This window comes from Bradyrhizobium sp. CCBAU 25360 (assembly GCF_028128695.1).
Taxonomy (GTDB): Bacteria; Pseudomonadota; Alphaproteobacteria; order Rhizobiales; family Xanthobacteraceae; genus Bradyrhizobium; species Bradyrhizobium ottawaense.
The window spans coordinates 19812-45581 of sequence record NZ_LBJA01000030.1 but is presented as its reverse complement, the minus strand read 5'-3'; the positions used below and the strand labels follow the sequence as shown (position 1 = coordinate 45581).

The 25770-nt window shown below is 64.8% G+C and carries 24 protein-coding genes; 13 read left to right on the top strand and 11 right to left on the bottom strand.

Features of this window, described 5'->3' with window-relative positions:
* Window positions 1–77: 77 nt before the first annotated feature.
* Entirely contained in the window at window positions 78–422 is a 345-nt protein-coding gene (locus tag XH81_RS07480) for a hypothetical protein (RefSeq protein WP_028141414.1), read from the top strand.
* On the opposite strand, the gene XH81_RS07475 is transcribed toward XH81_RS07480, so the two are convergent.
* On the bottom strand, window positions 423–1505 hold the full coding sequence (locus tag XH81_RS07475; RefSeq protein ID WP_028141413.1) for a COX15/CtaA family protein: 1083 nt from the start codon (window positions 1503–1505) through the stop codon (window positions 423–425).
* A 95-nt stretch (window positions 1506–1600) separates the two neighbouring features.
* Between XH81_RS07475 and XH81_RS07470 the strand changes: the two genes are divergently transcribed.
* A complete protein-coding gene (locus tag XH81_RS07470) occupies window positions 1601–1822 on the top strand; it encodes a DUF2842 domain-containing protein (RefSeq protein ID WP_018320088.1) in 222 nt (73 codons plus the stop codon).
* Here the strand turns inward: XH81_RS07470 and XH81_RS07465 are convergent.
* Window positions 1806–2849: a polysaccharide deacetylase family protein gene (locus XH81_RS07465; protein WP_028141412.1), complete on the bottom strand. Its 1044-nt coding sequence runs from the start codon at window positions 2847–2849 to the stop codon at window positions 1806–1808. The genes XH81_RS07470 and XH81_RS07465 overlap by 17 nt on opposite strands.
* A gap of 130 nt (window positions 2850–2979) precedes the next feature.
* On the opposite strand from XH81_RS07465, the gene XH81_RS07460 reads away from it, so the two are divergent.
* Entirely contained in the window at window positions 2980–4161 is a 1182-nt protein-coding gene (locus XH81_RS07460) for a GNAT family N-acetyltransferase (RefSeq protein WP_028141411.1), read from the top strand.
* Window positions 4162–4342: 181 nt separating this feature from the next.
* On the opposite strand, the gene XH81_RS07455 is transcribed toward XH81_RS07460, so the two are convergent.
* Window positions 4343–6679 carry a GumC family protein gene (locus tag XH81_RS07455; protein WP_028141410.1) on the bottom strand — a complete coding sequence of 779 codons (2337 nt, stop codon included), beginning with the start codon at window positions 6677–6679 and terminating at the stop codon, window positions 4343–4345.
* A 205-nt stretch (window positions 6680–6884) separates the two neighbouring features.
* Here XH81_RS07455 and XH81_RS07450 point away from each other — a divergent pair, with 205 nt between their 5' ends.
* The 3 genes from XH81_RS07450 (at window position 6885) to XH81_RS07440 (ending at window position 11014) form a co-directional block, all read left to right on the top strand.
* On the top strand, window positions 6885–8018 hold the full coding sequence (locus XH81_RS07450; RefSeq protein WP_028141409.1) for a glycosyltransferase family 4 protein: 1134 nt from the start codon (window positions 6885–6887) through the stop codon (window positions 8016–8018).
* Between the two features lie 120 nt (window positions 8019–8138).
* Window positions 8139–9686: an undecaprenyl-phosphate glucose phosphotransferase gene (locus tag XH81_RS07445; protein ID WP_028141408.1), complete on the top strand. Its 1548-nt coding sequence runs from the start codon at window positions 8139–8141 to the stop codon at window positions 9684–9686.
* Window positions 9687–9757: 71 nt separating this feature from the next.
* Window positions 9758–11014 (top strand): O-antigen ligase family protein, encoded by a 1257-nt coding sequence (locus XH81_RS07440; protein WP_028141407.1) that lies wholly within the window; start codon window positions 9758–9760, stop codon window positions 11012–11014.
* On the opposite strand, the gene XH81_RS07435 is transcribed toward XH81_RS07440, so the two are convergent.
* A complete protein-coding gene (locus XH81_RS07435; RefSeq protein ID WP_049801985.1) occupies window positions 10983–11459 on the bottom strand; it encodes a MarR family transcriptional regulator in 477 nt (158 codons plus the stop codon). The two genes, XH81_RS07440 and XH81_RS07435, sit on opposite strands and share 32 nt — an antisense overlap.
* A gap of 147 nt (window positions 11460–11606) precedes the next feature.
* Here XH81_RS07435 and XH81_RS07430 point away from each other — a divergent pair, with 147 nt between their 5' ends.
* Window positions 11607–12803 carry an FAD-dependent monooxygenase gene (locus XH81_RS07430; protein WP_028141405.1) on the top strand — a complete coding sequence of 399 codons (1197 nt, stop codon included), beginning with the start codon at window positions 11607–11609 and terminating at the stop codon, window positions 12801–12803.
* Between the two features lie 110 nt (window positions 12804–12913).
* On the opposite strand, the gene XH81_RS07425 is transcribed toward XH81_RS07430, so the two are convergent.
* The 3 genes from XH81_RS07425 to XH81_RS07415 are packed head-to-tail and all read right to left on the bottom strand — an operon-like array spanning window position 12914 to window position 15708.
* Window positions 12914–14092, bottom strand: a complete 1179-nt coding sequence (locus XH81_RS07425) for a saccharopine dehydrogenase family protein (RefSeq protein ID WP_028141404.1) — start codon at window positions 14090–14092, stop codon at window positions 12914–12916.
* A gap of 9 nt (window positions 14093–14101) precedes the next feature.
* Window positions 14102–14884, bottom strand: a complete 783-nt coding sequence (locus tag XH81_RS07420) for a DUF169 domain-containing protein (protein ID WP_028141403.1) — start codon at window positions 14882–14884, stop codon at window positions 14102–14104.
* A 56-nt stretch (window positions 14885–14940) separates the two neighbouring features.
* A complete protein-coding gene (locus tag XH81_RS07415; protein ID WP_049801984.1) occupies window positions 14941–15708 on the bottom strand; it encodes a YdcF family protein in 768 nt (255 codons plus the stop codon).
* A gap of 167 nt (window positions 15709–15875) precedes the next feature.
* Between XH81_RS07415 and XH81_RS07410 the strand changes: the two genes are divergently transcribed.
* The 3 genes from XH81_RS07410 to XH81_RS07400 all read left to right on the top strand — a co-directional run bounded on the left by XH81_RS07410 (window position 15876) and on the right by XH81_RS07400 (window position 17831).
* On the top strand, window positions 15876–16817 hold the full coding sequence (locus tag XH81_RS07410; RefSeq protein ID WP_028141401.1) for an acetamidase/formamidase family protein: 942 nt from the start codon (window positions 15876–15878) through the stop codon (window positions 16815–16817).
* A gap of 200 nt (window positions 16818–17017) precedes the next feature.
* Window positions 17018–17215: a hypothetical protein gene (locus XH81_RS07405; protein ID WP_007603456.1), complete on the top strand. Its 198-nt coding sequence runs from the start codon at window positions 17018–17020 to the stop codon at window positions 17213–17215.
* Between the two features lie 73 nt (window positions 17216–17288).
* Entirely contained in the window at window positions 17289–17831 is a 543-nt protein-coding gene (locus tag XH81_RS07400) for a GcrA family cell cycle regulator (protein ID WP_028141400.1), read from the top strand.
* A 319-nt stretch (window positions 17832–18150) separates the two neighbouring features.
* Here the strand turns inward: XH81_RS07400 and XH81_RS07395 are convergent, their stop codons facing one another.
* Window positions 18151–19707 (bottom strand): porin, encoded by a 1557-nt coding sequence (locus XH81_RS07395; RefSeq protein WP_028141399.1) that lies wholly within the window; start codon window positions 19705–19707, stop codon window positions 18151–18153.
* 402 nt (window positions 19708–20109) lie between these two features.
* On the opposite strand from XH81_RS07395, the gene XH81_RS07390 reads away from it, so the two are divergent.
* The gene (locus XH81_RS07390; RefSeq protein WP_026202299.1) at window positions 20110–20616 is read left to right on the top strand and encodes a MarR family winged helix-turn-helix transcriptional regulator; all 507 of its coding nucleotides are present in this window, start codon (window positions 20110–20112) and stop codon (window positions 20614–20616) included.
* 111 nt (window positions 20617–20727) lie between these two features.
* On the opposite strand, the gene XH81_RS07385 is transcribed toward XH81_RS07390, so the two are convergent.
* Both XH81_RS07385 and XH81_RS07380 read right to left on the bottom strand, forming a co-directional pair.
* Complete coding sequence (locus XH81_RS07385) at window positions 20728–21843, bottom strand: alpha/beta hydrolase family protein (protein WP_028141398.1); 1116 nt, start codon at window positions 21841–21843, stop codon at window positions 20728–20730.
* 251 nt (window positions 21844–22094) lie between these two features.
* Window positions 22095–23066 (bottom strand): SDR family NAD(P)-dependent oxidoreductase, encoded by a 972-nt coding sequence (locus tag XH81_RS07380; protein ID WP_028141397.1) that lies wholly within the window; start codon window positions 23064–23066, stop codon window positions 22095–22097.
* A gap of 613 nt (window positions 23067–23679) precedes the next feature.
* On the opposite strand from XH81_RS07380, the gene XH81_RS07375 reads away from it, so the two are divergent.
* Window positions 23680–23919, top strand: a complete 240-nt coding sequence (locus tag XH81_RS07375; RefSeq protein WP_007611067.1) for a hypothetical protein — start codon at window positions 23680–23682, stop codon at window positions 23917–23919.
* A 120-nt stretch (window positions 23920–24039) separates the two neighbouring features.
* Here the strand turns inward: XH81_RS07375 and XH81_RS07370 are convergent, their stop codons facing one another.
* Window positions 24040–25014 (bottom strand): alpha/beta hydrolase fold domain-containing protein, encoded by a 975-nt coding sequence (locus XH81_RS07370; RefSeq protein WP_028141396.1) that lies wholly within the window; start codon window positions 25012–25014, stop codon window positions 24040–24042.
* Between the two features lie 120 nt (window positions 25015–25134).
* Between XH81_RS07370 and XH81_RS07365 the strand changes: the two genes are divergently transcribed.
* Window positions 25135–25758, top strand: coding sequence for a TetR/AcrR family transcriptional regulator (locus XH81_RS07365; RefSeq protein WP_028141395.1), 624 nt, complete (start codon window positions 25135–25137; stop codon window positions 25756–25758).
* The last annotated feature ends 12 nt before the right edge of the window (window positions 25759–25770 follow it).

Genomic DNA, 25770 nt, shown 5'->3' with positions numbered 1-25770 from the left:
ACGTCCCGGTTAACAGTCATTAACCATATCTGCCCCATACATCGTCCTTGGATCGCCCTTTTGATTCGGAGCCGACGATGCTGCGCTGGATGGTGCCTGCCCTTGCGGCGATGCTGACGGTTTCAGCCGCCGTTGCCGCTGACTTGCCGGCCACGCCGAAGCGGCGCGCCGCCGCTCCGCCACAGGAGCCGCCGCAGGTCTATGTCGATACCGACCCGGATGCGCTGATCTCGCCGGCCTATGGCATCGGCAGCTATATCCGCAATCTGCCGGGCACGCCGCTGCTGCCGGGCTCGCACACCTTGCCGGGCTACTACGGCCGCCCCTGGAGCTACGACTATCAGGGCGCGTATTACGGCGGGAAGCAGGTCGATTATTTCTGGCGCCTACCCTACGCGTGCGGCATCTACGGCTATTGCTGATCAGCCGGGCTGGCTAATCGGAACCGCACGCGGCTGCGCCTCCGCAGATCGCCGCGAAGCGAGCCGCTCCACCTGCATCACCGCGAGCGTCAACACGACGATTGCGACGGCCTGATGCGACAGCGCGAGGTCGATCGGCACCTGGTTGAGCAGCGTGAGAATGCCGAGCACCGCCTGCAGGCTCACCGCCGCGAACAGCCAGAGCGCGCCGCTTGCGGCCGCACCTGCGCGCGAACGCACCGCGTCGATCGCATGCAGCGCGGCCAGCGCGAACAGCGCATAGGCGGTCATGCGGTGCTCGAACTGCACCGTCAGCACATTGTCGAACATGTTGCGCCACCACGGGGTCTCGAACCACAGCCGCTCGGCCGAGGGAATGAACGCGCCGTCGATCTGCGGCCAGGTGTTGTAGGCGCGCCCGGCGCGCAGGCCCGCAACCAGCGCACCGAAATAGATCTGCACGAACGTCACGACGAGGAGCAGCGCGCCCGTGAAGCGCAACCGCGCAGACGCCGCGATCTGCGGCCGCTCCTTGAGCCGCCGCACCGTCCAGACGATGCCAGCAAAGATCAGGAGCGCGAGCACAAGATGCGTCGCCAACCGATATTGCGACACCTCGACACGCTCGGTGAGACCCGAGGCGACCATCCACCAGCCGACCGCGCCCTGGAGACCGCCAAGCGCGAATAGGAGCCACAGTCTACGTTTCAATTCACCGGACAGGCCACCGCGCCACAGGAAGAACAGGAACGGCAAGAGATAGGCGACGCCAATGAAACGGCCGAGCAGCCGGTGGCTCCATTCCCACCAGAAAATCTGCTTGAACTCGGACAGGCTCATGCCCGCGTTGAGCTCGCGATATTGCGGGATTCTCTTGTAGGCCTCGAACGCCTCGGTCCACTGCGCTTCCGACAGTGGCGGGACGCTGCCCGTGACCGGCTTCCATTCGACGATCGAAAGGCCGGATTCCGTGAGCCGCGTCGCACCGCCGACCAGCACCATCAGCGCGATCAGCGCGGCGACGGAGATCAGCCACCAGCGCACGGCGCGATGCGGGTTGGTTGGAACGGAATTCGTCGTCATTTCAGGCGCTAAAACCAGGGCTTGAACCGGACTGCGTGCCCCTTATAGTCCCCCGCTCCCGCAGCGCAAGTTACGCGAAGGCCGTATAGTCAGCCATGACGATCCGCACCCGCAAGTTCCTCGGCGCCATCCTGCTCCTGGTGCTGGCCACGGTCTGGGCCCTGCTCGGCATGGCGGCGGCGCAGATGCCGTGGATCGCCGAGTCCGGCTGGCGGCAGGCGATCTATTACGTGGTGGTCGGCATGGGCTGGGTGCTGCCGGCGATGCCGATCGTGAGCTGGATGCAGCGACCTGATCGCGTCAAGTCTGGCTCGTAGCGGTCGGCCTCACCGGCGCAAACGCAACACCCGACACCAGCACGCGCAACATGCGCAGCGAGCGCACGCGACCGTCCCAGGAAATCCGCGGCAGCGCGCGCAGATTGGTCCGCCCCTCCGCGTCCACGATGCCCGGGATCGTCGACACCGCGCTGGCAAAGCCTGCCTCCTCCGCCATCACAACGTGGCCGCGCCGGAACGAGGTACGATCGCCGAACGGAAAGGCGAGATGCCTGACATCGCGGCGGAAGGCCGCTTCGGCAACGGCCTTGCCCATCGCCATCTCGCGCGAGGCTGCCGTATCCTTCATGTTGGCGAGAACCGGATAGTTCACCGTGGCGCTGCCGATCGTGACGAGCGGATCGGCGGCGAGCTTGGCCAGATCCTCCCAATCCATCGACGCCTCGCGCGAGAGCGCGGCGAGATCGATCCGGTAGCGCGTGCAGAGATCGGCGATCGCGGCCGACAGATCCGCCGGCGACAGCGAGCGCAGCCAGCTCTCGAGATGCGAAAACAGCGCCTTCTTCTCGGCATTGCCGGTGACGGTGAAGCGCTGCTCCTTCTCACCCATTATCAGATTGATGCGGCTCTCGCGCGCGATCACCTGTTCGAGCCCGAGCCACCAGGCCTGCCCGACGCCATCGGGAAACGCGGTGGGCACGTAGATCGTGAAGGGCACGGCGTGCTGCGCCAGCACCGGATAGGCAAAGTCGATCAGATCCTTGTTCGCGCCGTCGAAAGTGAGCGCCACGAAACGCCGCTTCTCCGGCAGTGTCACCGCGCGCCGGCAGACCTCGTCCATGCCGAGAAGATCGTAGTTCCAGCGCTTCAACGCGCGAATGGCGCGGTCGAGAAATTGCGGCGTGATCTCGTCCGCGCGCAGCGGCTGAAACCCGCCGCGCCGCCGTGGCCGCACCCGCGCAAAGCGCAGGATGGCGCCGGCACCGCGGCTGCGCAGCGCAGCCTGGCCGGTGAACCAGGCCAGCTCGAGGCGCAGCCGTTCCAGCCATCTGTCGTCGGATGCCAAAATCTTGACCCTTCGCGCCCGGAAGGCGCCCGTTCCCTCTCCATTGTCCTTACCCTTTGTTGACATTTCTTTGCAAAGGTCGGCCACAGGCCGAATTACGTCTATTTTGATTTCTCGACAGGTTTCGCGAATGACCATGGCTGCGGCGATGCAAAGCCGGACGGCAGAAGCGCCAGCGCGGTCGAAAGCGAGCCGTATCGCGCATGTCGATATCGTCACCGATCTCGGCGCCGCCGAGGCGGTCTGGCGCGCCTTCGAGGAGCCCGGCCATCTCTTCACGCCCTATCAGCGGTTCGATCTGCTGAGCCCCTGGCAGGGACTGGTCGGCGAGCGCGAGGGCGCGCGGCCCTTCATCGTGATCGGCCGCGACGCCGATCACACGCCATTGATGCTGCTGCCGCTCTCGCTGCGCCAAAGCCACGGCGTGCGTACGGCCTGCTTCATGGGCGGCAAGCATACGACCTTCAACATGGGCCTGTGGAACGCCGCGTGTGCTGCGCAGACCACTGCCGCCGATCTCGATACGCTGCTTGCGCCGCTGCGCGAGCACATCGACGTGCTCGCGCTGACGCAGCAGCCGCAGCGCTGGCACGGCCAGCAGAACCCGTTTGCCCTATTGCCGCGGCAGAGCCCGATCAACGGCTGCCCGCAACTGGTGCTGGAGCCGGGCGGGCCGCCGGCATCGCGGATCAGCAATTCCTTCCGCCGCCGACTCAAGAGCAAGGAAAAGAAGCTCCAGGCGCTCGCCGGCTATCGCTATCACCTTGCCACGTCAGACGCGGACGTCACCCGCCTGCTCGACTGGTTCTTCCGCGTCAAGCCGGTGCGGATGGCAGAACAGAAGCTCCCGAACGTCTTCGCCGAGCCGGGCGTCGAACAGTTCGTCCGCAGCGCCTGCCTTGCGCCGCGCGGCGAAGGCCGCGTCATCGACATCCATGCACTGGAATGCGACGACGAGGTGATCGCGATCTTCGCCGGCGTCGCCGACGGCGAGCGCTTCTCGATGATGTTCAACACCTACACGATGTCCGAGCACGCCCGCTACAGCCCCGGCCTGATCCTGATGCGCTACATCATCGATCGCTACGGCGAGCACGGCTACCGCTCGCTCGACCTCGGTATCGGTTCGGACGACTACAAGCGGATGTTCTGCAAGGACGACGAAGACATCTTCGACAGTTTTGTCCCGCTGACCTCGCGCGGCAAGCTCGCGGCGATGGCGATGTCCTCGCTCAGCCACGGCAAGCGGCTGGTGAAGCAGAACCAGATGCTGTTTGATCTGGCACGCAGGCTGCGGCAGGCGTTCGGGTAAGACTTCTCCCCAAACACCGATATCGTAGGGTGGGCAAAGCGACTTGTCCGCCGTAGCTCGCAGAGCGAAGGCGGAAGCGTGCCCACGTCTTCTGTTACTGTATCGAATAGGTGGTGGGCACGGCGCGAACGCGCCTTTGCCCACCCTACGATTCCGAGTGCGCGGAGAGAGAAAGAAACGCCTACGCCGCCACCACGCGCGGCGCGTCGACCGCATCCGAAGCCTGCACGGGCTTGCTCAGCATCGTCACCTCGCTGAAGCCGACCGCCCGGAGCTGCTCGCACATCAGCGTGCGCGCATCGCTTGCCATCGAGGCATCGGGCACCACGACGGCGCGGGCATGCGCCGTCAGCAGCTCGGCCGGAAGGTCGGAGGCGCTGCCGGCGTCGACCAGGACGTGATCATAGGCGCGCAGCAGCGCGTCGATCGCGAGCGTCACCCGCGGCGATTGCAGCACGCTGCGGTCGAAGCCGGGACGGCCGGCCATGACGAGGTGGAGCCGTGACAGCTTGTCCCGGGTGATGATTTGCGCGAACGACGCCTCACCCTGCATCAGCTCGGCAAGGCCGGGCGCCGAAGCATCGACGGACACCGCGGCAATCGTCGGCGAGGACGCAGCGAGATCGACCACGACGACGCGCGCCTCGCGCGCCAGATGCCGGGCGAGCGTCAGCGTCGACAGCGTAATGGCTTCGCCGGAGGCGGTGCCGAGCACCGTGACCTTCTTCGCCGCAGCGCCCGCGGCGCGCAGGCTGCCGGCCAGATTTTCGATCTCGGTGAATTCGGTGACGTCGGCATGATCAGTCATCTCCGGCTGAAGCGGCGCGGCCTCTGCCATGACCGGATCGGCGATCGGCTCGACCTCGGGCCGCACAACCGGCTGGACGACCGGTTGGACAACCGGTTCCCGGCGCACCGGTGCCTGCGTTTGCGCCGGGCCGACCGCGGCCACAGCGCGCGGTGCGGTCTGGCGCAATAGCTCGCCGGTGACGACGACGCCGGACGAAAGCAGCAGCGTCGCGATCGTCGCGATCAGCACGATCGGCAGCTTCTTCGGGTAGGCCGGCGTGTTCGAAACGATGGCGCGCGAGATGACGCGGCCGTCGGTCGGCGCCGTGTCGATGGTCTCGCGGGTATTGGCCTCGCGGTACTTGGCGAGATAGCCTTCCAGCAGATCGCGCTGCGCTTTGGCCTCGCGATCGAGTGCGCGGAGCTGGACGTCCTGGCCGTTGGTCGAGGTCGCCTGCTTCTTGAGCTGCTCGAGGCTCACGGTCAGGCCATCGACGCGGCCGCTGGCGATCCGCGCGTCGCTTTCGAGCGAGCGGGAAATCTTGGCCGCTTCGTCGCGGATCTGATTGTCGAGGTCGCCAAGCTGCGCCTTCAGCTCCTTGATGCGCGGGTGATTGCCGAGCAGCGTGGACGACTGCTCGGCGAGCTGCGCACGCAACGTCACCCTTTGCTCCGACAGCCGCCGCATCAATTCGGAGTTCACGACTTCGGATGCCTCGATCGGCTTGCCGCTCTGGAGCATCTCCTTGATCAGCCTAGCCTTGGATTCCGCATCCGCCTTCAGCGAGCGCGCATTGTTGAGCTGGGTGTTCACCTCGCCCATCTGCTGGTTCGACAGCGTGGTGTTGTTGGTGCCGATGAACAGGCTCGACTTGGAGCGGAAGTCCTCCACCCTGGCCTCGGCGTCGGAGACCTTCTTGCGCAAGCTCTCGATCTCGCCGGCGAGCCACTGGCTGGCATTCTTGGCCTGGTCCTGGCGCGCATTCTGCTGGAGCACCAGATAGCCGTCGGCGATCGAATTGGCGACGCGGGCGGCAAGATCCGGATCGGCGGACTGGAATTCGACCACGATGACGCGCGATTTGTCGACGGCATAGGCTTGCAGGCGCTCGTAATAGGCATCGAGCACGCGCTCTTCCGGCGTCATCGAGAACGGATCACGGCCGATACCGATCATCGCGGCCAGCGACTTCAGTGGCGAGATGCCCTGCAGCACCGGATCGAACTCGGGGCGTTCGGCGAGCTTGTTCTTCTTGATGATCTCCCGCGCGAGATCGCGCGACAGCACCAGCTGCACCTGGCTGGTGACGGCCTCGGCGTCGAGCGCCTGCCGCTCCTCGGCGCGGTCGCTGCTCGGACGCAGGAACACGTTCTCCCGGCCGTCGATGAGAATGCGCGATTCGGACTTGTAGCGCGGCGTGACGAGATTGACGACCGCAAAGGATGCGACCAGCGCCAGCACCGTCGGCACGATGATCCAGCCGCGCTTGCGCGCCAATGCCGCGCCGAGCGCGTGCAGGTCGATATCGCCGGACTCGACTTGGGCCTGCTTCGTGACGATCGGCGCAGGCCTGACTTCGATCGTCTGCTCGATCTTCTGCTCGATCTTGGGCTCGACTTGGACTTCAGCCTTGACGTCAGCTTTGGGCGCGACTTCGGCCTTGGACTTTCCAACAGCCCGCGCAACCACCGCCTTGTCCTTGCCGGCACGCCAGAACGCTAAACGCATCGAACACTCCCGCAGGGGCAACGCCACTAAGCTACCTCAACCCCGGCGATTACACTCCATTAAGGTTGCCGCTGGGTTAATCGCGGCATGCGGCGACTTGCGCAGGCGCACGCGTCACCGTTTGTTAACCACGAGGCCCCTTAATCCGTCTCGATATTTTCCTAGGAATTGTTCGGCATTCGCCGTCGAGCGCTGGTTTTGATTCATGCCCCCCTCTCCTGACCGGCCGCTTCGTATCCTGCACGCCGTGCGTGCTCCGGTCGGCGGCATCTTCCGCCACATCCTCGACGTCGCCAACGGCCAGGTCGACCGCGGCCACCATGTCGGCATCCTCGCCGATAGCCTCACCGGCGGCGAGCGCGCCGACAAGGCCCTCGCCGAGCTCGCGCCGCGGCTGAAGCTCGGCGTGCACCGGATGGCGATCCGCCGCGAGCCCTCTCCGGACGACGTTTTGGTGTGGCTTCGCATGCGGCGCCTGATTGCCACCCTGAAGCCCGACGTCATGCACGGCCACGGCGCCAAGGCCGGCGCCTTCATCCGCATGCGGCGACGCTCCGACGACACCATCCGCATCTACACGCCGCACGGCGGCTCGCTGCATTATCCCCTCAACACCTTGAAGGGCGAGTTTTACGCGCGACTCGAGCGCTCGCTGATGGATTCGACCGACCTGTTCCTGTTCGAAAGCGCGTTTGCCCGCGACACCTATCAACGCATCGTCGGCACGCCCAAGGGCGTGGTGCATTGCGTCTTCAACGGCGTCACGCCCGAGGAGTTCGAGCCGGTCGTGACCACCGACGATGCGACCGACCTCGCCTATGTCGGCGAGTTCAGGCACATCAAGGGCGCCGATCTCCTGGTCGATGCCGTGGCGCGCCTGCACGAGGGCGGCAAGAAGGTCACGCTGACGCTCGGGGGCGACGGCGAGGAGACGGCGGCGCTGAAGGCGCAGGTCGAGAAGCTCGGTTTGTCCGGCGCCATCCGCTTCATCGGTCACGTCAAGGCGCGCTACGGCTTCTCCAAGGGGCGGCTGCTGGTCGTCCCCTCGCGCGGCGATTCCATGCCCTATGTCGTGATCGAGGCCGGCGCGGCCGGCATTCCCATGATCGCATCGCGCATCGGCGGCATTCCCGAGATCTTCGGCTCCGACAGTCCGGCCCTGTTCGCGCCGAGCAATTCCGAGGCCATGGCCGAGGCGATCGCGGCCGCACTCGACGATCCCACCGCAACGGCGCAGCGCGCCGTGTCCTTGCGCGAACGCATCTCGGCGCATTTCTCGCAAGCCGCCATGGTCGACGGCGTGATCGCCGGCTATCGCGATGCATTTGCCAATCATTAACCATCCTTAAGCCCGCTTTAGAAAATCTTCCGATTTGTTCGATAATCGAAGGACCGGGGGATGCCGCCCGGGGCGCCAACGCCATTGGCCCGCGGGTGCTTGAAATGGACGTGGACGCCCGTGGAACCGCTCAACGCACGCTCGATGCTCGATGCCGCGACCAGTGCCGCGGCGAAACCCGCTGACCAACCCTTCGTGGAGCGCCGCCGCCGGCTCTCGCCCGCAGCCCTCGACGTCGTCAACCAGAAGGTCGCCCGCGCCTATTCGCCGATCGTGATCGCCGGCTTCGTGCGCGTGGCCGACTTCGCGCTGCTCAGCCTCGTCGGTATCGCGCTCTATGTCGGCTACGTCATGCCGCTCTCCGGCTTCAGCTGGGTCTATCCCGCCGAGGTCATCGCCGTATCGATCGCAGCCGTGATCTGCTTCCAGGCCGCCGACATCTATCAGGTGCAGCTGTTCCGCGGTCAGCTCCGGCAGATGACACGGATGATCTCGTCCTGGTCGTTCGTCTTCCTGCTGTTCATCGGCATCTCCTTCTTCGCCAAATACGGCAGCGAAATCTCGCGGCTGTGGCTTGCCGCCTTCTATTTCCTCGGGCTCGCCGCGCTGCTTGCCGAGCGTCTGGTGCTGCGATCGCTGGTGCGCGGCTGGGCGCGCCAGGGCCGGCTCGACCGCCGCACCATCATCGTCGGCGCCGACAGCAACGGCGAGCAGCTGGTCGAAGCGCTCAAAGCGCAGGAGGATTCCGACATCCACGTGCTGGGCGTGTTCGACGACCGCAACGACAGCCGCGCGCTCGATACCTGCGCCGGCGCGCGCAAGCTCGGCAAGGTCGACGACATCGTCGAATTCGCCCGCCGCACCCGCGTCGATCTCGTGCTGTTCGCGCTGCCGATCTCGGCGGAAACGCGCATCTTGGAAATGCTGAAGAAGCTCTGGGTGCTGCCGGTCGACATCCGCCTCTCCGCGCACACCAACAAGCTGCGCTTCCGGCCCCGCTCCTATTCCTATCTCGGCGAAGTGCCGACGCTCGACGTGTTCGAGGCGCCGATCACCGACTGGGATCTGGTGATGAAATGGCTGTTCGACCGCGTCGTCGGCAGCCTCGCGCTGCTCGTGGCGCTGCCGGTGATGGGGCTGGTGGCGCTGGCGGTGAAGCTCGACAGCCCCGGCCCGGCGCTGTTCCGCCAGAAGCGCTTCGGCTTCAACAACGAGCGCATCGACGTCTACAAGTTCCGCTCGATGTACCACCATCAGGCCGATCCCACGGCGTCCAAGGTCGTGACCAAGAACGATCCGCGCGTCACCCGCGTCGGACGCTTCATCCGCAAGACCAGCCTCGACGAGCTGCCGCAGCTCTTCAACGTGGTCTTCTCCGGCAATCTCTCTTTGGTCGGCCCGCGCCCGCATGCGGTGCAGGGCAAGCTGCAGAGTCGGCTGTTCGACGAAGCCGTCGACGGCTATTTCGCCCGCCATCGCGTCAAGCCCGGCATCACGGGCTGGGCCCAGATCAACGGCTGGCGCGGCGAGATCGACAACGAAGAGAAGATCCAGAAGCGCGTCGAGTTCGACCTCTATTACATCGAGAACTGGTCGGTGCTGTTCGACCTCTACATTCTCCTGAAGACGCCGATCTCGCTGCTGACCAAGAACGAGAACGCGTATTGAGTTTTCCGTCATGCCCCGGCTTGACCGGGCGATGACAGCGGTGTTTGGCGTCCGAATAGCGTGAGCATGTGATGGCGTATGTGGCGACAGCCGGTGGAGTGAACGTAGTCGTACCGGCTGCGCCCGGCGTGCTGGCGCTGCAGCGCGCGCTGGTGTGGCTGGTCGGCGCCTCCGGCGCGGTCGTCTTCATCGAGCCGAGCCCCTACGAGATCATGACGCTGCTCGCAGCCGTCACGTTCTTCGCCACCGGCCTGCGGCTGCGGCTCGCGCTGATGCCGCTGGTGCTGATGCTGGTCCTGCTCAATGTCGGCTACACCATCAGCGCGATCCCGCTGTTCGAGCAGCCCGAGGTGGTGAGCTGGATCGCAACCTCCTGGTACATGGCGGTGACGGTGGTCTTCTTCGCCATGGTCACGTCCGAGGACACCGCGGCCCGGCTCGACATGCTCCGCCGCGGCCTCGTGGTCGGCGCGATGATCGCCTCACTCCTGGCGGTCGCCGGCTATTTCCACCTGGTGCCCGGCGGCAACGACCTCCTCACGCTCTACGGCCGCGCGCGCGGCACGTTCAAGGACCCGAACGTGCTCGGCGCCTTCCTGATCCTGCCCGCGCTGTTTGCGCTGCAGAGCGTGGTTTCGGACAAGCTGGCGAAGGCGTTCCGCAACGTCATCGCCTTCGGCATCATGTCGCTCGCGATCCTGCTCGCCTTCTCGCGCGCCGCCTGGGGCGGCCTCGTGCTGACCTCCGCCTTCATGCTGGCGCTGATGGTGCTGACCAGCCGCACCAACGCGCAGCGCTCGCGCATCATCATCATGGCGATCGTGGCCGCGGTGCTGGGGCTCGCGCTGATCGCGGTGCTGCTGTCGTTCGATTCCACCGCCGAGATGTTCAAGCAGCGCGCGAGCTTCGACCAGAGCTACGACGAGGGCCGCTTCGGCCGGTTCGGCCGCCACATCCTGGGCGCGGAGATGGCGCTCGACCTGCCGTTCGGCATCGGCCCCCTGCAATTCCACCGCTTCTTCCCCGAGGACACCCACAACTCCTATCTCAACGCCTTCATGTCCGGCGGCTGGCTGTCCGGCGTGTGTTATCCCGCGCTGGTCTTCACCACCGTCATCATGGGCTTCCGGCACATCTTCGTGCCGGTGCCCTGGCAACGCGCTTATCTCGCCGTGTTCTCCGCCTTCGTCGGCACCGTCGGCGAAAGCTTCGTGATCGACACCGACCACTGGCGGCACTTCTGGATGATGCTGGGCGCGATGTGGGGCATGATCGCGGCCGCGCAGATCTACAAGATCAGGGCTGGCGAGGACGCGTCTTCAGCTTGAGAGCCGGACGTTTTTCCGGCGGCGTGTCGAGCAGGCTCTTCAGCGCCTCGGTTGCCGCGAGCACGCCCTTGTAGCCTTCGTTGGCGAAACGCAGCAGCAGCCTCAATTCCTCGTCGGAATAGCCGCCGAATACCTTTTCCATCGCCTGCTGCATCGGCACGTAGAACTGGCCGATCTTCATCGCCGCGTCCGGCACGACGGCGATGAAGACCTTGCGGCGGTCTTTCTCATCGCGTTCACGGCGCACCAGCCCCGCCTTTTCGAGCCGATCGACCACGCCGGTGATGGCACCGGTCGTGAGCCCCGTGACCTCGGCGAGCCTCCCGGCAGTGACGCGTCCTTCGAGATACAGGATGTCCATGCATTCGAGATCGGAATTGGCAATTCCGGCAACATTGGCAACGGTTTGCCCATAGAGCACGCCCTGCGCGGACGACCGGCGCATGGCGTCCTCGAGCTCCTGCAGCAGCGCGTTGCGCGCCTTCGTCCTTGACAAGGCGGACCTCATATCTTAGGCGATATATATCTTAGTAACTAAGATATTTAGCGACCGTAATTCCTCCTAGCACCACGGAAACGTCGGGAGCAAGCCATGTCCTATCGACCCCGCAAGGCCCTGATCATCGGCGCCGGCATTGCCGGCCCCGTGGCCGCGATCCTGCTGCGCCGCGCCGGCATCGAGTCCGCGATCTTCGAGGCCTGGCCCTATTCGAAGGGCATCGGCGGCGGCCTTCAGATCGCGCCGAACGGCATGCATGTGATGGACGAGATCGGGCTGGCGAATGAGTTGATCGGCCGCGGCTCGGTCGCAGAATCCTTCGACTTCTATTCTCAAGGCGGCGTGAGGCTCGGTTCGATCAACCGCGACATGGAACGGCGCTTCGGCCAGCCTGCGGTGAACGTCTGCCGCGCCACGCTGAACGAAATCCTGATCGACAAGGCCTGGTGCGCCTGCGTTTCGCTCTATTTCGAGAAGCGCCTGATCAAGGTCGAGGATCGCGGCGACCAGCCGATCATTGCCTATTTCGCCGACGGCACCACAGCCGAGGGGGACTTCCTGATCGGTGCCGACGGCGTGCACTCGATCACACGTCGGCAGGTGGTGCCGGACGGACCCCAGCCGTTCAACACCGGACTGATCGGCTTCGGCGGCTTCGTGCCGCACGCCGTCCTCGACGGCAGATCGATCGGCCGGCACGTCGAGACCACGTTCGGCCAGAGCGGCTTCTTCGGCTACGGCTATTGCAGCCCCGATCCCACGGACGGCGTGATGTGGTGGAGCACGCAGCCCGCGCACGGCATGGACGCCGCGATGTTTCGCGCGCTCGACTCGTCGACGCTGAAGCAGCATCTGCGCGGCTTCCACCGCGGCTGGCACGACCCGATCCCCGATATCATCGAGGCCGCCGAGAACATCGTGGTCACCGACACGCTCGACGTCGCGAGCCTGCCGACCTGGTCGCGCAAGCGCTCGCTGCTGATTGGGGACGCCGCGCATGCGACCAGCCCCCATGCCGGCCAGGGTGCTTCGCTCGCGCTCGAGGATGCGATGCGCCTTGCCCGCCTGATGCAGGAGGGCCAGGAGCTCGGCGCCACCTTCCAGGCCTTCGAGGCCGAGCGTCGCCCGCGCACCGAGAAGATCGTCGCCATGGCCCGCCGCAACGGCAACAGCAAGCGCGAATTCAGCGCCACCGGCGCGTGGGTGCGCAATCAGATGCTGAAATGGCTGCTGCCGCTGGGATCGAAAAGCATGGAGTTCATGTACGCGTATGATGCGCGGGCGATGTAACAGAGACGGTGCCGTAGGGTGGGCAAAGCGCAGCGTGCCCACCATTTCTATCCAATCGGGACAATGGTGGGCACGGCGCGTTGCGCCTTTGCCCACCCTACGGCACCGAGCTAGCCCTCCACCCCGAACGTCAGCCCGGCATGATCCTGCAGCCGCTTGATCAGCTTGTGCTGCATCGCTGCGCCCGGGGTCCAGAAGCCGGCCGGAACGTCCGCGGCGTCGCGCAGCAGGCAGATCGCGCATTCGGAGATCATCTTCGAGGTCGAGCCGTAGCCGGGATCGCGGTCGCCGGTGACGCCGGCGCGGACCATGCGGCCGTCGGGCGCGATCGCGACATAGAGCAGGTTGAATAGACCGTTCTCGCGCTCTTCCTTCGACGGCCCCTCGCCTGGCTTCGGCGCATTCGGCCCGGTCTTCTCGGCATTGACCGCCATCACTCGCTTCGCGTTGGCCTCGCCCTTCTCGCCGGGACCGGTCAGGACCATCTCGTCGTAGACAAACTCGCGGCCGTAGGGAAAGCCCATCAGCATGTTGGAGCGATGGACGTTGCGGGTGTTGATCAGCGCCATCATGAACGGCGCGGCCCAGGATTGCAGATCCTCCTCGTAAGCCGCTCTGTTGCCTTTCGGCTGCTTCGGACCGGTAAATCCGGGCGTCAGCGCAAAATGGTCGTTGAGGATGGCGACGAGGCTGAGATCCTTGGCGACGGCATCGAAGGTCGCCTTCGCGCTCGCCGCTGTCCCGCCTGACAGCGTGCCGCGCATGTCGCGCACGCGGCCCTTGACGCGCGCAGCAGGCGCGCCGAACACGCGCCTGGCCTCTTCCTGCACGAAGAATGTGCCGAGCTCGAACGGCACGGAATCATAGCCGCAGGAAAACACGATGCGCGCGCCGCTCGCCTTGGCCGCCGCATCGTACTTGTCGATCATCTGGCGCATCCAGACCGGCTCGCCGCAGAGATCGAAATAGTCTGTGCCCTGTGCAACGCAGGCTGCGAGCAGCTCTTCACCGTAGAATTGGTACGGTCCGACCGTCGTGATCACCGATCTGGTCTGCGCCACCATCGCCTTCAGCGAGGCAGCGTCCGACGCATCCGCCACGATCAGCGGCGTATCCGCGGGCGCGCCGATGGCGTCGCGCACCGATTTGAGCTTGTCGAGGCTGCGGCCCGCCATCGCCCATGTCAGCGCCTTGTCGTCCTTGTAATGTGCCGCCAGATACTCGGCGACGAGCTGGCCGGTGAAACCGGTCGCGCCGTAGACGACGATGTCGAATTTCGCAGAGCTCATGACTGGCCTTTACTTCTTCGCGTAGCTCACGCCCATGCCGGCACGGACGTCGCTTTGAATGCCATAGGGCGGGATCGGATAGCGCAGGCCGTTCCTGGCCAGCGCCTTCATGCCTTCAATTGCCTTGGCGAGATGCGACGGCTTCAAGGCCATCAGCATCTCCTCGTCCGGCACGCCGCCATAGCGCCGTTCGGCATAGCATGGCAAGGACAGGCTGGGCTCCCCGGTCTTGAGCGCCCGCCCCCAGGAATCCGCGCAAGCCGTCTCTCCGACCACGCCCCATTCGAACTTCTTGTAGCCGGTATATTGCAGCCCGTTGATCAGGATGATCATCTGTCCCGGCGTCGCATAGACCAGGCAGATGTCGGGCGGATCGAGCCGGCCGCTGGCGAGCGGACTGACGGCGAGCGCCTGATAGTGTCCGAATGGAACCACGTCCAGCGCCTCCTGGCGCTTGCGCGCGTCGTCCGCGGTGCCGTGCCAGACCCCGACATAATTTTCACCGGCGAGCCATTTCTCGTCCTGCGGCGCAAGCCCGATCACCGCGCGGCATTGCGCGCCGACAAGGTCATCGGCCGTGATGCCGACGGTCCAGCCCAGCCGTGCGGCCATGCTGACGATCTGGTCGGTGGTGTGGATCGCATTCGGCCGCCGGATTTTCGGGATCGCCTCCATCTCTGCCGCTTGCGCGAACAGCTTCATGCCGATCACTGTCGTCTTCAGCCGCAGCAGGCTGTTGAGATCGGCGACGAGGCCGCCAAGATCGATGCTGTCTGCACTCTGCTGTTGCATGGCTTCCTCCGGCCCGGCGATCGTGCGCCGTGTGTTCTTGTTTTACAGCTCTCGTTCTAGTCCTTGCCCGGTCCCGGAAGCAACTCGCCGGTCCTGCCCATCAGACGGTAGGCCACGAGGCCAATCCACTCGCGCACCGCGACTTCGGTTCGGCCCAGCCCGTCCGCGCCCATATTGGTGAAGGCGAAGAGATCGTCACGTCCGCCCATCCGCCAGTCCACGGGATAGGCCTCGACGTCGAATCCGGCCTTGCGGAAGATCCCCATCGAGCGCGGCATGTGGAAGGCCGATGTCACCAGAAGCCAGCGCTCGCCCGGCTTCGGCGCCACCAGCTCCTTTGTGAAGATCGCATTCTCCCAGGTATTGCGGGAATTGCGCTCGAGGATCAGGCGCTGCTTCGGTATGCCGAGATTTTCCAGGATCGGCGCGGAGTAGTCGGCCTCCTTCGCGTCTGTCGCGACCAGGTTCGCGGTCCCCCCAGTAAACACGATGCGCGCATTCGGATAGCGGCGCGCGAGCTCGGCCGGCGCAAACAGACGATCGGCGGCGTGCGCGACCACCGGCGTGCGATGCGCCGCCGACAGATCGGCGTCGACGGAGCCGCCGAGCACGATGATGCCGTCGGGCGCGCCGCGCGCAGGGTCCCACGCCGGAAAGCGCGACTCCAGCGGATAGATCAGGAGATTGCCGAGCGGCGAGAACGCCGCCAGCGCCAGCAGCACCAGCGTGGTCACGGCAAGCTTGCGGCCGAGCGCGACAAAGCGCGTCGCCATCAGCACCAGCGACAGGATGCCGAGCTCGACCATGAAGTTGATCGGCAGCAACGCGGTGCCAAGCGTCTTGGACAGGACGAAAAACAGGGGAGCCTCGCTGGCATGAACTGGCCGGTCCGCGCGGGGCTTGACCTGCCCGGCGATCTTCAGAAATCTTCTTGAAAGAGGATCGATCGCCGGGTCAAGCCCGGCCTGATGAAAGCGACCGGACGCGGCACATGACCCATCACCACCTGCATTCCAGCCCCAAAACCTGCCATTGGGGCTTCTTCGAAGCCGCGCTCAAGCCCGTGCTGACGATCAAAAGCGGCGACGAGGTGACGGTCGACACCATCAGCGGCGGCCCCGACATGCTGCCCGACCGCGACAAGTTTCACATTCCCCCCGAGATGTTCGAGGTTCACGCCAACAACGAGCGCATGCTGCCCGGCCACATTCTCACCGGCCCGATCGCGGTCGAAGGCGCCGAGCCCGGCGACGTGCTCGCGGTCGAGATCCTCGACGTCCAGCTCCGGCAGGACTGGGGCTGGAACATGATCAAGCCACTGTCCGGCACCCTGCCCGACGATTTCCACGAGACCCGCATCCTGAACATCCCGCTCGACCGGACGCGGATGACCGGCCGCATGCCGTGGGGCCTCGACCTGCCGCTCAAGCCGTTTTTCGGCGTGATGGGCGTGTCGCCGCCCCCTGGCTGGGGCCGCATCTCCTCGCTGATCCCGCGCGCCATGGGCGGCAATCTCGACAACAAGGAGCTCGGCGCCGGCGCGACGCTCTATTTGCCGGTGTTCGTGCCGGGCGCGATGTTCTCCTGTGGCGACGGCCACGGCGTGCAGGGCGACGGCGAGGTGTGCGTCACCGCGATCGAGACCGCGCTGCAGGGCCGCTTCCGCCTGACGCTGCGCAAGGACCTGAAGTTCGACTATCCCCGCGCCGAGACGGCGACCCACTACATGACCATGGCGATGGATCCCGACCTCGACCAGTGCGTCGTACGCGCGCTGCGGGGCATGATCGCGCTGCTCGGCGAGCGGCGAAACCTGTCGCGCGAGGATGCCTACACGTTGTGCAGCCTGGCCGCAGATCTCAGGGTGACCCAGACCGTCAACGGCGCCAAGGGCATCCATTGCATGATCGAAAAGGCGATCGTGGACGGCTGAGCCGGCCCGCACCTCGTGACCTGTCGACGCCACGCCGCCGCCGGGACTCCCGCGCGGCGCGCCTCGTCGCGTCTAATTTCCCGTGCGATTCCAACGTGCTGAGCGTCAAGCTCAGCCTGCATTTGACTTCCACCCCCGAACCTAAATAGAGTCTTAATCGTTACTTTTATGTACCCGAGTAAGAGGCTAGCGTTCGCGCCATGGCCACCGAAAAAGCCGAGACTGACCGTATTCCCGTAACCTTGGCGCTCTCGACCATCACCTATTTGGAGAAGCTGGTGAGACAGGGCACCCACGGCACCAGCGTTCCCGGCGTCGCACGTACCCTGATCGAGGAAGGCATCCGTCTCGCCATCAAGGACGGGCTTTTGTCGATTCGCGACAATGGCAGGACGTGAGCGCGCGCCGAATGCGAGGCGGACGGATCTCGGCAAGGCGGATGGCCACATCTGCAACCTGGGACCGTGACACATGCCTGTTCTCTCACCAACGTCTTCATCGACCTGTCCTGCGCCGACGTCTTCCTCAAGCACTTATTCCGCGAGGACTTATTCCTCGAAAACCTGGACCGACGAGCGCATCGAACTTCTGAAGCGGCATTTCGAGGCCGGCCTCTCCTGCCGCGAGATCGCCGCCGACATCGGCGTCAGCCGCAACGCGGTGATCGGCAAGCTGTCCCGCCTCAATCTCACGCGCGGCCGCACCATCGACGAGCGCAAGGTTCAGGACAGGCCGGCGCGGGCACCGAGAGCCGTGCCGCGGCTGCAATACGAGATGCTCGCCACGATCTATGGCGAAGCCGACGCACCCGTGGCCACAGGTCCGATCGACGACGCCAATCGCTGCTCGCTGATGGAGTTGGCCGAGAACCGCTGCCGCTGGCCGATCTCGACGCCGGGCGCCGAGGATTTCTGCTTCTGCGGCAACGCCGCGTCCGACGCTCAGCCCTATTGCGCCGGCCATAGCCGCCTCGCCTACCGGCCGAACTCACGCGCCCGCGTGGTGCGTGGCTAGCATCTGTTTGACGCGTTCTCTTGACGCGAACCGGTATCCACTTCGCTCGAAAACGCTGTGCCTCCCAAAAACGAAAAACCTCCGGCGGGGCATCGCCGGAGGTTTCTGGAGGCTTAGCATGAAGCTAAGAGCCGCAACTTTCGTATTTGGCTGAGAGATATATAGCTTAGTAACTCATGTAAGTAAATAAATCGGGGCCGACGGAATCGCATAGCTCGTCTTCGCCTTCCGCACGGGCCATTCGGATTTCTGAAGGCCCTGCAAAAAAGCCCCGGCGGTGTCCCGCCGGGGCCGTGTCGGATCGCAAAAGACCTCGAGCTTACCAGTTGCGCTGGGCGCGCAGCAGCATGCTGTAGGTGTCCTGGTCCTTGAGCTCGTAGGTCGCCGCCGGCTTGGCGACGCCCGTCAGTGCTCCGGTCGTGATCACGCCCGAATACTTCTGGTCGAGATGGCTGTAGGTGAAGTCAGCCGAGAAGGTCAGGTTCTTCACCGGCGTCCAGCGGGTGATGACACCGACCTGGCCGATGTTGAAGTCCGGGTTGCAGGAGCCGGTCAGGGTGGCGAACGCCGCGCTGCCGCAGATCATGCTCTTCGCCGTGCCGCTGTAATTGACCGCAGCCCACGCGCCGTACAGCGCCGTGTTCCAGTACGGGCTCCAGTTGTGGGTGAAGGCACCCCGGAAGCCGTAGGTCTTGGTCAGCTCGAGCTGGCCGCCCGGTCCGAACACTGCATCGGACACGCCGGCGAAGCCGATGCTCTGATAGGCAGCGTTCGAGCTGCCGAACATCGAGTAGCTGGTCGCGGCCAGCTCCTGGAAGTTGTAGCGGCTCGCGCCTTCGGTGTAGACGCCCGAGATGTTGATCACGTCGCCGGCACCGGTCGGGATGTTCTTGATGCCCAACGCGAGCTGAACGGCCCAGCCCCATTTGTCTTCGGGATGACCGGTGGCTTCGGTCGCACCGTAATAGCCGACATGGTTGTCATGCGCGGCGACCGACGCCTGGAACAGGCCCCAGGCCTGGTCGACGCGAACCATGGCGACGAGGTCGGGCGAGCGGGTGCCGCCGATGTCGTTCGAGCCGTAGGCACCGCCGAGAACGCCGGTGGTCGACATGCCCGCCGTGTTCCAGATGTTGGTCTGGAAGACCTGCGTCTGGTCCTGCGCCGAGAACGCGGCCGTCACACCCTGGCCGAAGTCGGCGGTGTAGGTGAACTGGGTCACGCCGTTGGTGGTGCCGCTGCCGCCGACGAGCTGGTCGAAATTGTTGCCGGGATAGTTGATCCATGGCGCGTCGAACTGCGACACGGCCTTACCCATGGTGAAGCCGGCGAACTGGACGAAGGCGTAGTAGACGCCGAGCGCGCCGCCGGAGAGATTGCCGTCGGTGCCGTTGATGTTGCCGCCGCTCGAGCCGGTGAGGCCGGTGCCGGCCGCGTTGAGGCCGATCGTGCCGCTGTACTGGGTCGCACCCGTGCCCGAACCGGTCCCGCCATAGCTGCCGGTCGTCCAGGTGAAGACCGCGTCGAAATAGGTGCGGACCACGCCGTACTCGGTCGCGGTGCGCGTGTCGATGTTGAGATCTTCACGAGCGCGCATCGAGTAGTAGTTGGTGAGGCGGTTGTTGGCCGCGAACACGCCGTTGTACTGGGCGCTGTAATTGCCGCCGGCGTTGAGCGCCACTTCGGCACGCACATAGCCGCCGAGCTTGATGCAGGTGTCGCTGCCCGGGATGTAGTAGAAGCCCGCGCCGTACAGCGTGCAGATCTTGACGTACTCGACTGCCTTGGCCTTGACCGGAAGATCGGCCGCCTGGGCTCCACCGACGGCGATCAGACCCGCCGCAGTGCCGAGCAAAAGGCTCTTCACCACTTTCATCTTAAAAACCTCCAAGTTGCTCATTTTACGGAGACCGGACCGTGAGGCCCCCCAAGATCCCCGTCTCTATCAATCCGCTCGGCCGCTTTCGGACACACCCGCTTTCGACGCGAGCAACGTCAGCGAACCACCTGCAACGGGACGATCGAGTACCCCCCACCGTCGCGCACCAATATGCCTGCGTCGTTCGCTAATCAAAATACTTTATTAAGTCAGCTTTCCGGTTTTCGCTAAGCCTGTGCCCCGCGCGCAACACCGGGACCAAGCCGATCGCTGAGCTGATCATCTTTGTAGTTTTAGTGACGAAATTACCCTGCCCTGCACTTGCGTCAGAGCAGGCTTGCGTGGACTATGGCCCTCCACGAACACCGGCCTGAACAATCGGTTCACGGGAGTGACGCTGTGTCCGCGACGAGGAAAGAAGGAGCGCGCCTGCGCTCGATCGGCAACCTGGATATCATCAGGCGCTTCACCTGGGAGATATCGTCGATCAACATGTATCTGGAGGAACTGCGTCAGTTCTGGGCGAAGACGCTCGGCATCAGCGGCCCGCAATGGCTGATCCTGATGGCCATCTCCGACCTCGACAAGGACGACGGCATTCCGGTCAACGTGGTCTCCAAGCTCCTCCACGTGGATCCGTCCTTCGTCACCACCCAGTCCAAGCTGCTCGAAAAGAAGGGCCTGCTCCGCCGTCGCCCCTCGCCGACCGACGCCAGGGTGGTCCGGCTGTCCCTGACCGACAAGACCCAGAAGCACATCGCAAGCCTCAACGAGCAGTACAAGACGATCCGCGAATTCGTCTTCCAGGAGTTCGACGAGAACGAATTGACGGAATTCACCGGCAAGCTCGCGACGCTGAAGAACCGCCTCCAGAAAGCCTGCGTCCGGATCTCACTCGACTTCTAAAGCGCGATGCGATCAGGATGAATCGTCATCGCGCTTCAGGTTGTTGTTTAAGCATGATCTTTTCGGAAAACCGCTGCGCACTTTTCCGGATCATGCTTTAGGGCCCCGCGCTCAGATCCGCCGCGCGGCGGTGCCGAGCCGCGATTCGAGCCAGTCGAAGATGTATTCGTTGGCAAGGCTCGGATTGTCCGCATGGGCCTGCGCCGCGCCGGTCTCGGCCGCGCTGAACACCTTCAGCATGACATCCGAACTGGCGAGCCGGGAGTTCTCGACGATCTGACGCGCCCGGTCGGCCTTGAGCCAGCCGTCCTCGCCGAGCGTGATCAGCACCGGGCAGTCGGCGCTGGAGGCCATCAGCGGCGCATGCGGCACCGGCACGATGCTGACATCGCTCATCGCGAATCGGCTGGCAAAGAAGGCCCGCTCGTGCAGGTCCCACAGGCCGCCGTCGCAGACGGCGGCGGCGAGCCGCGGCTCTTGCAACACCGCGCGCGCCACGAAGGACGAGCCCCAGCCGTCAGCGATGATCCCGACCCGGGCGAAATCGATGTCGCCGCGCGTCTCCAGATAGTCCATGACGCCGGGAATTGCGCTCTCGAGATCCCGGCGCCGCAACAGCGCGTCGAGATAGTCGTCGCGCTGGTCGCCGAGCAAATCGAGCGCCAGCATCGAGAATCCACGCTCGCGCGCATGCGGCACGAGCTTGAACAGGAATTCCTCCTTGCGATGGCCGGGCTCGCCGATGCAGATCACGGTCGGAGCCCGTCCGCTTCCCGTCGGCGCGGGAACGAAGTAGCCCTGCAACGCATGTCCGTCGAGCCAGGGGATGGTCACGACTTCGCCGGCGGGCCCGCGCGCCGCGAGATAGCGGCGTGCGCATTCCTGCATCGCGAGCACCGCAACCCAGCGGCGCTCGTCGGCCGGGTCGAGCGGCATCGCCGCCGCACCGTAGTAGTTCATGGCGCGCAGCCAGTTGCGCTGCGCGCTCGCCATGTGGCCTTCCGCGAACGCGGCCTCGGCGCGCTGCCGATTGGCCTGCGCCAGCTTCTTCCACTCGCGATGCCAGGACCGGTCGTCACCGCGCTTCAGCTGCCGCGCGATCATCAGGCATTCGGCGATCGTGGCGCCGCCCTCCTGGGCCGCGGTCAAGAGCCGCGTAAATTCAGCGGAGATGTCCTCCCGCTCCGGGCAAAGGATCCAGTCGTCGGAGAGGCATGCGGGAATCATCGGAGCTACGCTCTATCATCGCGTTATCCCCGATTGAGTAAACTATTTCAGTTTACCGACCAAGCAGCCGTGCACCGAATGAGAGCCGTTCGAGATCACCATCGCTTGAACGAAACGGCCCCCTCGCATGCGTGACATTCCAATTCGTCATGAGGCGACGAACATTGGCAGGAGGTGGCACGTACAATTACCTGCGCGCCTCTTGCCATGATGATTATCATACCTATATCGGCGCGCCTTTCGAGGCGGTCTCAACCGAGCCGCCAGCCGACCTCCTGCGTAAAGCTTTCGTAGAAGGCGCGGTCATAGGCCTGCTCCGGCGTGGCGCGCACGCGTTCGTCGAGTCGCTCAGCGTCCTCGCCGACGAGGATGCGCCAGCGCTCCGCCTTGACCCCGTCGAGAATGATCTTCGCGGCTTGCGCAGCCGTGGTCGGCGCATCCTCCAGGAAGCTGCGGGCGCGTTCGGCGAACGCCGCCTGGATGTCCTCGTCCGACATCTTGTCGGCATCCGGCACGCCGGCCGTGACCATCCGCTTGCGGGTCAGCGCGACCTCGTCGGCATTGAGTCGCTCCGATCCGTCGGCGCTCTGCACCTTGCGCGAGTTGGAGACGATCGAGGTGCCGATGTGACCGGGCATCACCACCGAGCATTTGACGTGCGGCGCATGCAGGCGGAGGTCGTTGATCAACGCTTCGGTAAATCCCTTCACCGCGAACTTGGCCGAGCTGTAGGCGGTGTGCGCCTGGCCCATGCCGATCGAGGCCCAGAAGCCGTTGACGCTCGCGGTGTTGACGATGTGGGCCTCGTCCGCCGCGACCAGCATCGGCAGGAAAGTGCGCACGCCGAGATAGACGCCGCCCCAGCAGATGTTGAAAGTGCGCTCCCACTGCTCGCGCGTGTTGGTGAACAGGCTGCCGCCGCCGCCGATGCCGGCATTGTTGAACAGCAGGTGGATCCTGTCGGTCTTCTGCTGCTCGGCGAGCTCGTCGCGAAAGCGCTTCAGATGATCCTCGATCGAGACGTCCGCGACATGCGTCGTGACGCGCAGGCCCTGCGGCAGCTTCTCGATCTCGCAGAGTCGCTTGGTCTCCGCCATCGCGGCCTCCGAGACGTCGCACATCGCGACATTGCAGCCTTCGGCGACGAGTTGCCGCGCGAGCTCGCGCCCCATTCCCGTGCCGCCGCCGGTGATGACTGCGATCTTTCCTGCGAAATCCTTCATGGGACTTTCGGCCCCTCCCTTGTCGGTATGTTTCTTCGTCATCGCGCACTCACTGGAGCGCGCACGAAATGTAGCAGCGCCGCATCCGCAAATGAAAGCGGATCGGCGAGGCAATCTTCAGCATCAGTTATTTCGGCGCGCGGACTATTGGCCGTTCCGATGCTGTTGCCACGCGGTCCGTGCATGTGAGGCAGCCTCGCCCGCGGCACATCCTTCGAGACGCCCGCCGTTGGCGGGCCCTCAGGATGAGGACTCGGTGCGTGGCAGCACCTTCAACGAGCACCGATGTTCATCAGCCTCATCCGGAGGAGACCGCGCAGCGGTCGTCTCGAAGGACGAGGCGCTTGCTCGGCCATCGCCAGGAAGCACACGCGATAGCCCGGCCGTTGCGAGAGAGCGCCCGCGTCGCTGCCGCCACAGTCGGGCAAAAATGCCCGGTTCCCGTATTTGTCCGGCTTCGGTTTATGGGCATTTTTTTTACAATCCGAATCATCAAATGGACTCCGGACGCTGGGTCGAGTCGGCCAGGCCAGCGTGTTGTTTGCGTGTCACAGGCTCTGGCACTCCGCTTGCATCCTCTTCGTGGTCTGAAACTACCGATGAGGTGACAGGAATGTTCGTGACCGTCGTTGCCGTGCTCTGCCGGCTGAGTGCAGCCAGCTCAGGCAGTTGCATCGAGGAAATCGTGACCGACAGCAACATGACGCCCGAGATGTCGATGATGCAATGTGCGATCGGCGCACAGGCGCCGCTCGCGAAATGGATGGGTGAGCATCCGATCTATCACGCCAATTGGCGCCTGGATCGGTACAAATGCGTGCCCGGCCATTACGAGATCAAGGGCCACGCCTAAGGCCCCGCAAAACTACTGATCCGAGGAAACGCCCGGGGGCCGCCGTGCCCTCCGCGCGAGCACCGTCAGCGCCAGCCCCATCGAGGCGGCGCGCCCTGTGACCACGGTCACACCGTCCCCCTAAGCCACCATGCGCATGATGAGCGCACGCGCCCTGCGCCCTTCCGGCGTCGGCATCAGCGCGTAGTTGTGTGGCTGGTCACGCAGCAGATGCAGCTCGACCGGCACGCCCACCGCCCTCGCCCGCTCGGCGAGATCGACGCTGTCGGGATAGAGCAGATCGCGAGTCCCAGCGAAGATCGTCATCGGCGCGAGACAGCGGAAAGCGCCGTTGAGCGGGCTGACGAAGGGATGGCCGATATCGAGCGCGCCGGCATAGAGCCGCCCGGCCTCGACGATCCCCGGAATGTCCTGGATCGGATCGCGCTTTGCGATCTCAATCTGCTCCGGACGGCTGACCGACGCATCGCCCGCCGGCGAGATCAGCACCATCTGGTTAGGCTGCCGATGACCGCGATCGCGTAGCCATTGGCAGGCAGCGAGCGCGAGGCCAGCGCCGGCCGAGTTGCCGACCACCGTGACCTTTGCGGATCCGGCGTCTTCCAGCAGCATGCGCAGCAGCTCACCCGTTGCCGGCACGACGTCCTTGGCAGTCGCGCGCGGCGCCAACGGATAGATCGGCACGACGCACGACACGCGCGCCTTGCGCGTCATCTCGCCAACGAAGCGCCAGTGCGCCGGCGCGATCTCGTTGATGAAGCCGCCGCCGTGCAGGAACATGACGTAGTTGCAGTCCTCGAAGCCCGACGACGGCGCGGTGTAATAGACCGGCCAGCCGCCCATCTTGGTCAGCGTCGCCTCGACGCCGCGCCCCAGGCCCGGCGGCTCGTAAGAGGCCGGCTGCAAGGCGAGCTTCTGCACATGCGCCTGCACGGCTTCGATTGATGCCAGCTGCTGCTTGTAGGGCAGCAAGGCGAGCAGCATGTTGAAGACGCGACTTTGCAGGCTTGGGGCGGGATCGCGCCGGGCCGGTGGACCGAACACGCAACCGCCCGGGCAGAACTGCAAGGCCGACACTAGTCTGGCAACGCTCATGGCCACATCCCCATCTGGCACTTTCGAAACGGCGACAAGGGGCTTGCCGACCCACCGCCACCTGCCGATATAATGCGAGTATTCGCTCGCTTTTCCTACTCGCATTCGGATCACAAGATCGTGGCTCGCCAACCGCCGACAAAACCCCGGAAAAATGCCTCGCAGGCGCGATCACGCGCCACCATCCACGCTCTGGTCGAGGCGACCGCTCGCATTCTGGTCCGCGAAGGTTTTGAGAAGGCCAGCACCAACCGCATCGCCGAAATCGCCGGCGTCAGCGTCGGTTCGCTCTACCAGTATTTTCCAAGCAAGGAAGCGCTCGTCGCCGCCGTGATCGACCGTCACAACGACGAGATCATGGGCATCGTCCGCGCCGCGCTCGTTGAAGTCGCCGATCTGCCGATCGACAAGGCGGTGCGAAAACTCGTCACCGTCGCGATCGACGCCCACCGCATCAATCCGAAGCTACACCGCGTCCTCGCCGAGCAGATCCCACGCACCGGCCAGCTCAAAGACGTCGAAGCTTACAACCGAGAGATCCAAACGTTAGTGCGCGCCTATCTCGAAAGCCGCCGCAAGGAGATGCGCAAGGTCGATCTCGATGTCGCAACCTTCATCTGCGTCAGCGCGATCGAAGCGATCGCGCACAACACGGTGCTGCACGGCGCCGAGATGCTGTCGGAGAAGATGGTGCGGACGCTGGTGGACGAGACGACGCGGATGGTGGTGGGGTATTTGAGGTAGGCGGCCCTTACG